This window comes from Klebsiella sp. KPN54798 (assembly GCF_021184225.1).
Lineage (GTDB): Bacteria > Pseudomonadota > Gammaproteobacteria > Enterobacterales > Enterobacteriaceae > Klebsiella > Klebsiella pneumoniae.
Map to the genome: position 1 here is coordinate 2825670 of NZ_CP089234.1, position 12831 is coordinate 2838500.

A 12831-nucleotide genomic window follows, 5' to 3' on the forward strand; every position below is an offset into this window, starting at 1 on the left:
TAGGCCTCTCCTTAAGGGGTCGCAATGATTTCCGTTACCGGTCGCCGCCTGTGCGTGCTATGGTATGAAAACACAAAAAGCGTTGAGGAACAGTAAGATGATTATCATGGTCACCGGCGCCACCGCCGGTTTTGGTGAAAGTATTACTCGCCGTTTTATCGCTAACGGTCATAAAGTGATTGCCACCGGTCGTCGTGAAGAGCGCCTGAAGACGCTGAAAGACGAGCTGGGCGATAACCTTTATATCGCGCAACTTGACGTCCGCAACCGCGCCGCCATTGAGACGCTGATTGCTGACCTGCCGGCCGAGTGGCAGGCTATCGATGTGCTGGTGAACAACGCCGGCCTGGCGCTTGGTCTGGAGCCGGCGCACCGCGCCAGTGTGGAAGACTGGGAAGATATGATCGACACCAATAATAAAGGGCTGGTGTACATGACCCGCGCCGTGCTGCCGGGGATGGTGGAGCGCAATCGCGGCCATATCATCAATATCGGCTCTACGGCAGGCAGCTGGCCTTACGCCGGCGGAAACGTCTATGGGGCGACCAAAGCCTTTGTCCGTCAGTTTAGCCTCAATCTTCGTACCGACCTGCACGGCACCGCGGTGCGCGTGACCGACATCGAGCCGGGTCTGGTGGGCGGCACCGAGTTTTCTAACGTCCGCTTTAAGGGCGATGACGCTAAAGCCGAAAAAGCTTACGAAAATACCCAAGCGCTAACGCCGGAAGATGTGACCGAGGCGGTCTGGTGGGTCGCCACCCTGCCGAAACATGTCAACATCAACACCCTGGAGATGATGCCGGTGAGTCAGAGCTTTGCCGGACTCAGCGTTCACCGTCAGGGCTAACCGTCAGCCACCCGGCCTGCGGGCCGGGTATGGGCGGAAACGCAAAAAACGCGTAAAATAGTGCGCATAACCCCCTAAAAAGTAACCATCAATGGCCGCAGAATCGCAACTGAATCCGACGCAACCCGTCAATCAGCAAATTTATCGCATCCTCCGCCGGGATATCGTTCACTGCCTGATCCCGCCTGGTACACCGCTGTCGGAGAAAGAAGTCTCCGTGCGTTTTGCGGTGTCTCGTCAGCCGGTGCGCGAAGCCTTCATTAAGCTGGCGGAAAACGGACTTATCCAGATTCGTCCCCAGCGCGGTAGCTACGTCAATAAAATCTCATTGTCGCAGGTGCGTAATGGTTGCTTCGTCCGCCAGGCGATCGAGTGCGCGGTGGTTCGCCGTGCCGCCGGCATGATTAACGAAGAGCAACTTTATCAGCTGGAACAGAATCTTCACCAGCAGCGTATTGCCGTTGATCGGCAGCAGTTAAACGACTTTTTCCTGCTCGATGATGAATTTCACCAGAAGCTGTCGATTATTGCCGACTGTCAGCTGGCCTGGGAGACAGTGGAAAATATTAAAGCCGCCATCGATCGCGTCCGCTATATGAGTCTGGACCATGTCACCTCTCCGGAGATGCTTCTGCGCCAGCATCATGAGATTTTCACCGCGCTGGAAAAACGCGATGCCGAGGCGGTAGAAAAAGCCATGAGTATCCATTTGCATGAAATCAGCGAATCCGTACTGCTGATTCGCCAGGAGAACCGCGACTGGTTTAGTGAAGAATAAGAGTCAGACGGCTGCCGGCATGGCCGACGCAGCCGTCCTCATTGAAGGGATTATCTAACGACCAATACCGGCGTTTTGGCGTAGCGCAGAATTGACTCGGCGTTGGAGCCCAGCAGATGGGTGGAGATCCCCGGTTTGCGGGAACCAATCACAATGACATCGAACTCTTCGTTGTTACTGATAGCCAGAATTTCGTCACGCACGTTGCCAAAGACTACGCGGGTATGGATCCGCGTCATGGGGATGGCGAACAGTCGCGCCACCTCGCGCATTTTTTTCTCCGACTCTTCTTTCATATAGGCTTCAAACTTACGAATATCCGCCGTAAAACCGCGCAATAGCGAACGGCTGCTGTTCGGCAGAACGTTGAGCAAGGTGATCTCGCCATTTTCGGCCGAAGCGAGAAATTCCGCGTGACGCACCGCTTTATCGCTTAAATCCATTTCAAAGACATCAACAGGCAATAAATTTTTTTTATACATGGCCCGTACTCCTTTTGCAGAGAAAGTTCTTTTTCAATAATTTAACTATGCCATTATTGCGGTGAAATACCAGCCATTGTTCGGAAAAATAACAGCTAATTATCTTTAGTAAATCAGGGAAATATAGAGTTATGTATAGACATTGCGTTCGATCATATTCTGCGTCTGCTAAAACCGATCGTCAGCAAAAAATAGACATCAGCGGATGTATCGTAGAAATAACTGAAGAGCCGGTGTCGACCCCGGGACCGACACCGGAAAAAGATTATTGCGCGGCGGCCCACGCGGCGACGGTAGCTTTAGCCCCCTGCCGCTGCAGCGCTAAGTAGGCGCGGGTCACCGCCGTGACAAAGCGTGACTCCTGCGGCAATTCGACGCCAAAAATCGCCTCAATACCCAATAGCGCTTTGACTCGCGCTTCGCCATCGGCGCTGGCAGCCACCGCTTGCTGGATAACCGGCAACAACGGGTCGCATATCTCGATTGCCTGGCCCGCATCGTCAACGCCGCCAACGTAGCGCATCCACCCTGCCACGCCCAGCGCCAGCAGTGTAAAATCACGCTGATGCACCAGATGCCAGCGTATTGAGTCCAGCATGCGCTGGGACAACTTCTGGCTGCCGTCCATGGCTATCTGCCAGGTGCGGTGCTTCAGCGCCGGATTGCAGTAACGGTCAATCAGCAAACTGGCATAGCGTGACAGATCCACCCCCTGCACCTTCAGCGTTGGTGCCTGTTCGTCCAGCATCAACGACAGCGCCGCGCGACGGTAGTTATCGTCCTGCATACAGTCGTTGATATGCTGATAACCGGCCAGATAGCCGAGATAAGCGAGGAACGAATGGCTACCATTGAGCATCCTCAGCTTCATCTCTTCGAAAGGCACCACGTCGGCGACCAGTTCCGCTCCCGCTTTCTCCCACTGCGGACGTCCGGCAACAAAGTTATCCTCAATCACCCACTGACGGAAAGGTTCGCAGGCCACCCCGGCCGGGTCGCGCACCCCGGTCAGCTGGGTAATTTTATCGAGGGTTTCGGCAGTCACCGCCGGGACAATCCGGTCCACCATGGTCGACGGAAAGGTGACATTCTGCTCTATCCATGCGGCAAGATCCTCGTCTAAAGCCCGGGCGTAGGCGCAGACGACGTTGCGCATCACGTGACCATTTTCCGGCATGTTATCGCAGGACATCACGGTAAAAGCAGGCAGGCCGGCCGCCCGGCGGCGAGATAAGGCCTCCACCACTACCCCCGCCGCCGATTTTGGCTGGTGCGGGTTATGCAGATCGGCGGCGATCAGCGGGTGATCGAGCTGCAGTTCGCCGCTGGCTGGCGAATGGCAATAGCCTTTCTCAGTAATCGTCAGGGAGACAATGGCCACCTGTGGCTGACACATCGCCGCCAGCACCGCTTCGAGACCATCAACCCCGGCGTGCAGCGCCTTCTTCACCACACCAACCACGCGCGCGGTCCAGGCGTCGGCGGACATTTCGGCGACGGTATACAGCAGATTCTGCTGCTGGAGATCGGCGATCTGCTGCTCGCCGCCAATCAGATTAACTTCGGTGTAGCCCCAGTCGCTGCCGTGCTCGCTGGCCAGTATATCGGCATACACAGCCTGATGAGCGCGATGAAACGCGCCAAAACCAAGATGAACGATACGGGGGATCAGTGCGCTGCGATCGTAGGTCGGCAGCGTGGCGTTAGCGGTTAAGAGGGTGTTTTCCATGATGACTCTCGTTGTTATGTAGCCCATCAACCATTCTCGGGGAGAACTCTCGAGGAGAATGCCTTTGTGCCTCAACCATCTCACGCAATTGGTATAACATCTTTGATTTCTGTCAACTACCATACAAGAAGATCTCGCCTGATAAAGCACGGGGCACGTGGCTGCAATCGCCGCAGTGACAGGATAGCGCAGGTAACGGGAGGAGAAGAACATGGCGGCCGCGCGTCCCTGCGGGCCTGCTGTTGACGAATCGCCGAGCGTTGTTAATCGATGCGAGTTTTGACGATAAAGAAGTAGCACAGCGCCCCGGCAAAGGTCACCCCGGCGGCGATCACCAGCGCCAGATTGAAAGAGTGAGTCGTATCCACTACCCAGCCGGTCACGATCGGCGCGAAGGAGGCAAACACAAAGCTGCCGAAGTTCTGGATCGCCGCCACCGAAGCCACTTTATGCTCCGCCACCATTACCTGCACCAGCCCCCAGGCGGACGTCCCGGCAAAATGAACGCAAAACAGCGCCATGGAGATAAAAGCCACCGCCTGGGCTGGCGTGGACGATTGCACCACCAGCAAGGTGCCCAGCGCCGACAGCACCAGACCGATAACAATCGCCGTTTTGCGGGTTTTCGCCTGATCGTAGCCTCTGCGCGCCAGGGCATCGACCACCAGGCCGTTGACCCACATCCCCACCGCCGCGGCAAGAAACGGGATCGCCGCCACCCAGCCGGTACGGGCCAGGCTTAACCCCTGCTGCGCCTGCAAATAGCCGGGTAACCAGGCGATATACAGCCAGCCGGTGTAGTTCACACCGGAAAAGCCGAGGATCATCCCCCAGGTAGTCCGCCGTTTAAACAGAGCCAGCCATTCGCTAAACTTCAGCGCCGGGCGGGCCGCCTCCTCACTGGCCAGATACTGCTGCTCCTCCTCCTGCAGGGTAAACTGCCGACGGTTACGGTAGCCCACATACCAGCACAGGCCGACCACGATCCCGGCTAAACCAATCACCACAAACATCGTTCGCCAACCCCAGGCCAACTGCATGATGACCAGGGCCGGCGGGGCGATAGCCTGGCCCAGCACCGTCGAGGAGTTGAATATTCCCACCGCCGTGCCGCGCTCTCTTTGCGCATACCAGTCGTTGATCGATTTCACGCCGGCTGGCATAAACGGCGCTTCGCCGATCCCGAGGCCAATGCGCAGCAGAATAAAATGCGAGAACGAATTGACCATCCCGGTCAGGGCCTGCATCGCGGACCAGAAAATCAGCCCGGCGCCCAGCACAATCCGTGGTCCCAGGCGATCCAACAAAATACCGGAGGGCAGTTGCGCGAAGCCGTAGGAGAGCGAAAAGGCGGAGAGCAGCACCCCAAACTCGGTAGCGCTAAGGCCCAGGTCGGCGCGTATCGCCTCCCCGGCGACGCTCAGCGAAGAGCGGTCAAGAAAGTTGACGATACCGGCGATAAACAGCAGCGTCAGGGTGATCTTCTGCACCCGACGGATGCGTAACGGCGTCGCCCCGGTCCGGGCGGCAAGAGTCTCGATAGCCATCGTTGTTCCTTACAGAGTCATATGAAATAGGATGTCTGATAAGTAAGGCAACAGGTCGACTACCATACAAGAATTAGGGTTGAAAAAAGCGGCAGGGATCACACATGACGGGCTTAGGCCCGTCCCCACCCCGCCACGATGATTAGCATGCCGCACAGGGCGATGGCCGCGCCCGCCCAGTCATAATGGGTTAATTTGACCCCATCAACGACCCGCAGCCAGAGCAATGCGGTACAAACGTACACCCCACCGTAGGCGGCATATACCCGCCCGCTGGCGGCCGGATGGAGCGTCAGGAGCCAGACGAATAGCGCCAGCGCCAGGGCGGTGGGGATCAGCAGCAGCGGCGTTGCCCCGCGCTTGAGCCATAGCCACGGTAGATAACAGCCGACGATTTCACACAGAGCGGTAGCAAAGAACAGCAGCGTTGTTTTGAGCATTAAAAGATTCGTAAAAGAGACAAAGCGTTGAACCATTCTACGCGATAATAGCTTCTGCCCCACGCTGTTTTGCCGGCTATGCCCGACAAAAGAGCTGTAGTAAGCTGTAGTAAACTGAATCTGAGGGTTAACCCATCACTTAAAGGAAATCGTGATGAACATGACACTGAACAAACGCTGGTGCCTGACCGCCATTCTGGCGTTAAGCGCTGTGGTCTACACCTCCAGCTCCTATGCCGCCACCGACCGGCTGGTGATTGAATCTGGCGACAGCGCGCAGAGCCGTCAGCAGGCGTCGATGGAAAAAGAGCAATGGAACGACACCCGCAGCCTGCGCCAGAAGGTGAACAAACGGGCGGAAAAAGAGTGGGATAAAGCCGATGTCGCTTTCGACGCGCAGGATAACTGCCAGAAGAGCGCCAACGTCAATGCCTACTGGGAGCCAAACACCCTGCGCTGTCTTGACCGTCGCACCGGCCGCGCGATCAATCCCTGAGCCGCTCCCTGACCACGCTGGCGCCTGCGGGCGCCGCCTTTCTGTAATCCCTTTTCCGTTTTGACCACAGGAATCTCCATGACCGACGCGCTACACGTCAAACTCCGCCCGCTTGAGCGCGAAGATTTGCGCTTCGTCCACCAGCTCGATAACAACGCCAGCGTCATGCGCTACTGGTTTGAAGAGCCGTACGAGGCCTTCGTTGAGCTCTCCGATCTGTACGACAAACATATTCACGATCAAAGCGAGCGCCGCTTTGTCATCGAATGCAATGGCGATAAAGCCGGACTGGTGGAGCTGGTTGAAATCAACCATGTGCACCGCCGGGCCGAGTTCCAGATCATCATCTCCCCCGACTTCCAGGGAAAAGGTCTCGCCACCCGCGCCGCACGCCTGGCGATGGACTATGGCTTTACCGTGCTCAATCTGTATAAGCTGTATTTAATCGTTGATAAAGAGAATGAAAAAGCGATCCATATTTACCGCAAGCTCGGCTTTATGGTCGAGGGTGAACTGATCCATGAGTTTTTCATTAACGGCGAGTACCGCAACACCATCCGCATGTGCCTGTTCCAGCACCAGTATCTGGCCGAGCACAAAACGCCCGGGCCGTCCCTGCTGAAGCCGACGGCTCAGTAATAATCGATACGGTTTTTAATGGTGTAGTGGCGGGTCAGCGGCGGCTGGACGCTTTCATCGATCACCTGCAGCTCACAGCTCAGCGGATTGTCGTGATCGTCGTAGTCGCAGGTCTGACGCACCGTGCCCAGCGTGCGATCGTTGAAGGTGCTGATGGCGGTATAGTCCAATTTCTTACGCGGATCCTTTGACGGCGTTGAGGCGACGGTAAATCGCTCCTCTTTGGCGGTGGTGGTTTTTCCCAGCGGATAGCCATCGCTGTCATAGCGGTAGGTGGCGGTGGTCTCTTTGCCGCGTGCGCTGATAATAAAACCGTTATCATCCGTCTCCCAATTCACCCCGGCGGCAGGCATCTCCGCCAGCTGACACTTGCCCTGCAGGCGCAGCCGCTTCTCGTGGGTGCGCCCGTCGACGTAATAGTTGGCGTCCAGCAGCAGCGTGGCGCCGGTTTTGTTCTCCACATCTTCCAGGGTCAGCAGATCGAAACACCCTTCCCTGGAGAGCTGAGCGCTCACCTTCTTGACCACCACATCGTGTTCATCCAGCAGCGTCTGGCTAAAATCTTTCACCGGCCCGCGCAGGGGATCAAACTCAAACTCATTGGAAAAACTCGCCATCTCCGGGGTGAAGGCGTCCGGGGCGCTTTTACGGTCGCATGCCGTCAGCAGCAGCGCTGCCGGGATCAGCCAATACAATCTTTTCACAGACGATTCCTTTTGTGTACATCCGATCATATTAGCAAATACAATTGTTTACACCAGTTCTGCTATGCTTAAATCTGGATAACATCGATAAGGAGCGTAAGATGAAACTATCCCTCTGCACCGGCGCTGCGCTACTGCTGTGCTCCACGGCCGTACTGGCGGCTCCCGACTCCTGTGAACGGGTCAAAAGCGACATCCAGCAGAAGATCATCAACAATGGCGTACCGGAAACCGCCTTCAGCCTGGCCATTGTGCCAAACGATCAGGCAGACCAGCCCGGGGTTCAGGTGGTCGGTCATTGCGCCAACGACACCTTCAAAATCACCTATACGCGTAACAGCGACAGTCCCGCCGAAAACGACGCTCAGTAAGCCCTCTTCGGTTTCAAATGAAAGATCTTATCCCTGCATTGACCAGGGATAAGGTCTACTGGCTACCCATAACGTATTATCGCTCACCCCTGCGTCTGTTAATGACGTGGCGGCCCTTCTCCGCACAGCATAACTATCATGGAGTGAGCAATGTCGAATCAGGAATCTCCCGGCGGCGTCAGCCGACGCGCGCTACTAAAATCTACAGCCCTCGGCTCCCTGGCGCTGGCCGCCGGCGGGCTGACCCTGCCCTTTACGCTGCGCCGCGCCGCGGCGGCGGTACAACAGGCTACCGGCGACAACACCCGCATTGTCTGGGGCGCCTGCTCGGTTAACTGCGGCAGCCGCTGCGCCCTGCGGCTGCACGTGCGTGATGATGAAGTGGTTTACGTCGAAACGGATAACACCGGCGACGACCGCTACGGCGACCATCAGGTCCGCGCCTGCCTGCGCGGGCGTTCGATTCGCCGGCGCATCAATCATCCGGATCGCCTTAACTATCCCATGAAGCGCGTCGGCAAGCGCGGAGAAGGCAAATTTGTCCGCATCAGCTGGCAGGAGGCGCTGGATACCCTCGCCGACCGCCTGAAGAGCGTGGTAGCACAGTATGGCAACGAAGCCGTATACATTAACTACTCTTCAGGGATCGTCGGCGGCAACATCACCCGTTCGTCGCCTTCCGCGTCGCCGGTGGCGCGTTTAATGAACTGCTACGGCGGCTCGCTTAACCAGTACGGTACCTACAGTACTGCGCAGATTGCCTGCGCCATGCCCTACACCTACGGCAGTAACGACGGCAACAGCACCTCGGATATTGAAAACAGCAAGCTGGTGGTGATGTTCGGCAACAATCCGGCGGAGACCCGGATGAGCGGCGGCGGCATTACCTGGTATCTGGAGCAGGCCCGCGAGCGCTCTAACGCGCGAATGATCGTCATCGATCCGCGCTACACCGATACCGCCGCCGGTCGGGAAGATGAGTGGATCCCCATTCGCCCCGGCACCGACGCCGCGCTGGTGGCCGGTATCGCCTGGGTGTTGATTAACGAAGATCTGGTGGACCAGCCTTTCCTTGATAAATACTGCGTTGGCTACGACGAGAAAACGCTCCCGGCCGGGGCGCCGGCGAATGGTCATTACAAAGCCTATATCCTCGGCGAGGGCGACGACGGGATCGCTAAAACGCCGCAGTGGGCCTCGCGTTTAACCGGTATCCCCACCGATCGCATCATTAAGCTGGCGCGCGAAATCGGCATGAGCAAGCCGGCCTACATTTGCCAGGGCTGGGGGCCCCAGCGCCAGGCCAACGGCGAACTCACCGCCCGGGCGATCGCCATGCTGCCGATCTTAACCGGCAACGTCGGCATCAACGGCGGCAATAGCGGCGCCCGCGAATCAACCTACACCATCACCATTGAGCGCCTGCCGGTGCTGGAAAACCCGGTGAAGACCGCCATCTCCTGCTTTACCTGGACCGACGCCATCGCGCGCGGTCCAGAGATGACGGCCAGCCGCGATGGCGTACGCGGAAAAGAGAAGCTGGATGTGCCGATCAAGTTCCTGTGGAACTACGCGGGCAACACCATCATCAACCAGCACTCCGACATCAATAAGACCCACGAAATTCTGCAGGATGAAAGCAAGTGCGAAACCATTGTGGTTATCGACAACTTTATGACCTCGTCGGCGAAATACGCCGACCTGCTGCTGCCCGACCTGATGACCGTTGAGCAGGAGGATATCATTCCTAACGATTACGCCGGCAATATGGGCTATCTGATTTTTATTCAGCCCGCCACCTCAGCGAAGTTCGAACGCAAACCGATTTACTGGATCCTAAGCGAAGTGGCGAAACGACTCGGCGACGACGTGCATCAACGTTTTACCGAGGGACGTACCCAGGAACAGTGGCTGCAGTATCTGTACGCCAAAATGGTGGCGAAAGATCCGGCGCTGCCGGCCTACGAGGATCTGAAGCGAATGGGCATCTACAAGCGCAAAGACCCGAACGGCCACTTCGTCGCCTATCGCGACTTCCGGCGCGATCCTGAAGCGCATCCGCTCAAAACCCCGTCCGGCAAAATTGAAATCTACTCAAGCCGACTCGCAGAGATTGCCGCCCGCTGGCAGCTGGAGAAAGACGAAGTTATCAGCCCGCTGCCGGTCTACGCCTCCACATTTGAAGGCTGGGACGATCCGCTGCGCAGCCAGTATCCGCTGCAGCTGTTTGGTTTCCACTATAAAGCGCGCACCCATTCCAGCTACGGCAACGTTGATGTATTACAAGCGGCCTGTCGCCAGGAAGTATGGATCAATCCGCTTGACGCGGAAAAACGCGGGATTAAAAACGGCGATATGGTGCGCGTTTTTAATCAGCGCGGCGAAGTCCGTCTTCCGGCGAAAGTGACGCCACGCATCATGCCGGGGGTCTCGGCGATGGGCCAGGGCGCCTGGCACGACGCCAATATGACCGGAGATCGGATCGACCATGGCGCCTGCATGAATACCCTGACCACCCACCGCCCGTCGCCGCTGGCGAAGGGGAATCCACAGCATACCAACCTGGTCGATATCGAGAAGGTTTAAGGAGTAAACCATGAGCACGCAATATGGATTCTTTATCGACTCCGCTCGCTGTACCGGATGCAAAACCTGCGAGCTGGCCTGTAAGGACTACAAGAACCTGACTCCGGAGGTCAGCTTCCGCCGGATCTATGAGTATGCCGGCGGCGACTGGCAGGAGGACAACGGCGTCTGGCAGCAGAACGTGTTTGCCTATTACCTCTCCATCGCCTGTAACCACTGCGAAGATCCGGCCTGCACCAAGGTCTGTCCGAGCGGCGCGATGCATAAGCGCGAAGACGGTTTTGTGGTGGTCAACGAAGAGGTATGCATTGGCTGCCGCTACTGCCATATGGCCTGCCCGTACGGCGCCCCGCAGTATAACGCCGACAAAGGCCATATGACCAAATGCGATGGCTGTCACGAGCGCGTCGCCGAGGGGAAAAAGCCGATCTGCGTCGAGTCCTGCCCGCTGCGGGCGTTGGATTTCGGGCCAATTGCCGAACTGCGCGCTAAGCACGGCCAGCTGGCCGCGGTAGCGCCGCTGCCGTCGGCGCACTTTACCCGGCCGAGTATCGTTATCAAACCTAACGCCAATGCCCGGCCGTGTGGCGATACCACCGGTTACCTGGCGAACCCGAAGGAGGTGTGAGATGGGAAACGGATGGCATGAATGGCCGCTGGTGCTGTTTACGGTGCTGAGTCAGTGCGTGGTCGGCGCGACCATCGTCAGCGGTCTTGGCTGGCTGGCGCTGGGGGACCAACGGGAAGCCCGGCGGCGGCTGGTGCGCAATATGTTTTTTATCTGGCTGTTGATGGGCATTGGTTTTCTTGCTTCGGTGATGCATCTCGGTTCACCGCTGCGCGCGTTTAACTCGCTGAACCGCATCGGCGCCTCGGCGCTGAGCAACGAAATCGCCAGCGGCGCTCTGTTCTTCGCCGTGGGCGGATTCTGGTGGCTGCTGGCGGTGCTGGAAAAAATGCCGGCGACGCTGGGTAAAGTCTGGCTGGCGATCGCCATGCTGTTAGGGCTGCTGTTTGTCCTCGCAATGACCCGGGTTTACCAAATCAATACTGTGCCAACATGGTACAATGGCTACACCACCAGCGCGTTCTTTCTGACGGTGCTCCTCAGCGGGCCGCTGTTTGCCGCCCTGCTGCTGCGGCTGGCGAAAGTCGACTTTAACGGCTGGTTTTTTGCCGGACTGAGCGTGGCCGCGCTGGTCATCAGCGCCGCAGTTATCATTATGCAAAGCGCCGGGCTCAGTACCCTTCACAGCTCGGTTCAGCAGGCGGCCACCCTGCTGCCAGAATACGGCAAACTCCAGGCGCTACGCCTGGTACTGCTGGCGCTGGGCCTCGGCTGCTGGCTATGTCCGCTGATCCGCCGCCAGCCGCCGCGCGCTACGGGGCTGCTGATCGGCCTGCTGCTGGTCTTGATCGCCGAATGTATTGGCCGCGGCCTGTTTTATGGTCTGCATATGACCGTCGGTCTGGCGGTTGCCGGTTAATGAGACGGCGCGCAGGCGCGCGCCGCAGAAAGGAATAAGTGATGATGCCGATCCCAAATCGCGACGCCGTCGCGTTAAGCGCCCGCACCCTGGGCGCGCTGTTCTCTTATGCGCCGAATAGCGCGGAAATTGCGCCGCTGGTCGCCGCCTTCCAGGACGGGAGCTGGCAGCAGCAGTGGCCCTTCCCGGTCGCAGCCCCGCTGGCGTCAGGGTTTGCCGCATCGGCTGAAGAAACGTTGCCGGAAGCCTGGCAGCGCCTGTTTATCGGGCCATGGGCCCTGCCGGCGCCGCCCTGGGGCTCTGTCTGGCTGGATAAAGAGTCTGTGCTGTTTGGCGATTCCACGCTGGCTCTGCGCCAGTGGATGCGCGAGAACGGTATCGCGCTGGAGGCCGATGGCAACGAACCGGAAGATCATTTCGGCACCGTGCTACTCCTGGCGGCATGGTTGTGCGAAACGGAGCAGGATGCGTTGTTCGCTCAACTGCTGGCCTGGCACCTGCTGCCGTGGTCCGGGCGTTTCCTGAGCGTCTTTGTCGACCATGCCGCCCACCCCTTCTATCAGGCGCTGGGTCAGCTGGCGCAGGCGACTCTGGCGCAGTGGCAGGAGAATCTGCCGATCGCCGTGGCGCAAAAACCGCTCTATCGTTAACCCTTCGCCGCGCCGGTATCCGGCGCGGTTTTATTTTGCCGCTTCCCAGCCTTTCACCCGCACTTATCGCTTTTG

14 protein-coding genes are annotated in these 12831 nt (G+C 58.0%); 9 read left to right on the top strand and 5 right to left on the bottom strand.

Annotated features, from left to right (window positions below; translation table 11 throughout):
* Window positions 1-97 precede the first annotated feature (97 nt).
* Together ydfG and LPQ25_RS13720 are read left to right on the top strand one after the other, a co-directional pair.
* On the top strand, window positions 98-847 hold the full coding sequence (ydfG, locus tag LPQ25_RS13715) for a bifunctional NADP-dependent 3-hydroxy acid dehydrogenase/3-hydroxypropionate dehydrogenase YdfG (RefSeq protein WP_002903733.1): 750 nt from the start codon (window positions 98-100) through the stop codon (window positions 845-847).
* 91 nt (window positions 848-938) lie between these two features.
* The gene (locus LPQ25_RS13720; protein WP_002903730.1) at window positions 939-1625 is read left to right on the top strand and encodes a GntR family transcriptional regulator; all 687 of its coding nucleotides are present in this window, start codon (window positions 939-941) and stop codon (window positions 1623-1625) included.
* A gap of 50 nt (window positions 1626-1675) precedes the next feature.
* On the opposite strand, the gene LPQ25_RS13725 is transcribed toward LPQ25_RS13720, so the two are convergent.
* The 4 genes from LPQ25_RS13725 to LPQ25_RS13740 all read right to left on the bottom strand — a co-directional run bounded on the left by LPQ25_RS13725 (window position 1676) and on the right by LPQ25_RS13740 (window position 5859).
* On the bottom strand, window positions 1676-2107 hold the full coding sequence (locus tag LPQ25_RS13725; protein ID WP_196534511.1) for a universal stress protein: 432 nt from the start codon (window positions 2105-2107) through the stop codon (window positions 1676-1678).
* Between the two features lie 265 nt (window positions 2108-2372).
* A complete protein-coding gene (locus LPQ25_RS13730) occupies window positions 2373-3836 on the bottom strand; it encodes a mannitol dehydrogenase family protein (protein ID WP_014907648.1) in 1464 nt (487 codons plus the stop codon).
* Window positions 3837-4099: 263 nt separating this feature from the next.
* Window positions 4100-5383 carry an MFS transporter gene (locus tag LPQ25_RS13735; protein WP_002903724.1) on the bottom strand — a complete coding sequence of 428 codons (1284 nt, stop codon included), beginning with the start codon at window positions 5381-5383 and terminating at the stop codon, window positions 4100-4102.
* A 113-nt stretch (window positions 5384-5496) separates the two neighbouring features.
* A complete protein-coding gene (locus tag LPQ25_RS13740) occupies window positions 5497-5859 on the bottom strand; it encodes a YnfA family protein (RefSeq protein ID WP_004219442.1) in 363 nt (120 codons plus the stop codon).
* Window positions 5860-5977: 118 nt separating this feature from the next.
* On the opposite strand from LPQ25_RS13740, the gene LPQ25_RS13745 reads away from it, so the two are divergent.
* Both LPQ25_RS13745 and speG read left to right on the top strand, forming a co-directional pair.
* Window positions 5978-6319: a DUF1283 family protein gene (locus tag LPQ25_RS13745; protein ID WP_002903720.1), complete on the top strand. Its 342-nt coding sequence runs from the start codon at window positions 5978-5980 to the stop codon at window positions 6317-6319.
* 78 nt (window positions 6320-6397) lie between these two features.
* Window positions 6398-6958 (top strand): spermidine N1-acetyltransferase, encoded by a 561-nt coding sequence (gene speG / locus LPQ25_RS13750; RefSeq protein WP_002903719.1) that lies wholly within the window; start codon window positions 6398-6400, stop codon window positions 6956-6958.
* Here the strand turns inward: speG and LPQ25_RS13755 are convergent.
* The gene (locus tag LPQ25_RS13755) at window positions 6952-7662 is read right to left on the bottom strand and encodes a YnfC family lipoprotein (RefSeq protein ID WP_014907649.1); all 711 of its coding nucleotides are present in this window, start codon (window positions 7660-7662) and stop codon (window positions 6952-6954) included. The two genes, speG and LPQ25_RS13755, sit on opposite strands and share 7 nt — an antisense overlap.
* Window positions 7663-7763: 101 nt before the next feature.
* Here LPQ25_RS13755 and LPQ25_RS13760 point away from each other — a divergent pair, with 101 nt between their 5' ends.
* From LPQ25_RS13760 to dmsD, 5 genes are all read left to right on the top strand, one after another.
* Entirely contained in the window at window positions 7764-8033 is a 270-nt protein-coding gene (locus LPQ25_RS13760) for a DUF1161 domain-containing protein (RefSeq protein ID WP_002903714.1), read from the top strand.
* A gap of 150 nt (window positions 8034-8183) precedes the next feature.
* A complete protein-coding gene (gene ynfE / locus LPQ25_RS13765) occupies window positions 8184-10619 on the top strand; it encodes a selenate/tellurate reductase subunit YnfE (protein ID WP_014907650.1) in 2436 nt (811 codons plus the stop codon).
* Window positions 10620-10629: 10 nt separating this feature from the next.
* A complete protein-coding gene (locus LPQ25_RS13770) occupies window positions 10630-11247 on the top strand; it encodes a DMSO/selenate family reductase complex B subunit (RefSeq protein WP_004152235.1) in 618 nt (205 codons plus the stop codon).
* Window position 11248: 1 nt separating this feature from the next.
* Window positions 11249-12106 carry a DmsC/YnfH family molybdoenzyme membrane anchor subunit gene (locus LPQ25_RS13775; protein WP_014907651.1) on the top strand — a complete coding sequence of 286 codons (858 nt, stop codon included), beginning with the start codon at window positions 11249-11251 and terminating at the stop codon, window positions 12104-12106.
* 41 nt (window positions 12107-12147) lie between these two features.
* On the top strand, window positions 12148-12756 hold the full coding sequence (gene dmsD / locus LPQ25_RS13780) for a Tat proofreading chaperone DmsD (protein ID WP_004209765.1): 609 nt from the start codon (window positions 12148-12150) through the stop codon (window positions 12754-12756).
* Window positions 12757-12831: the final 75 nt, after the last annotated feature.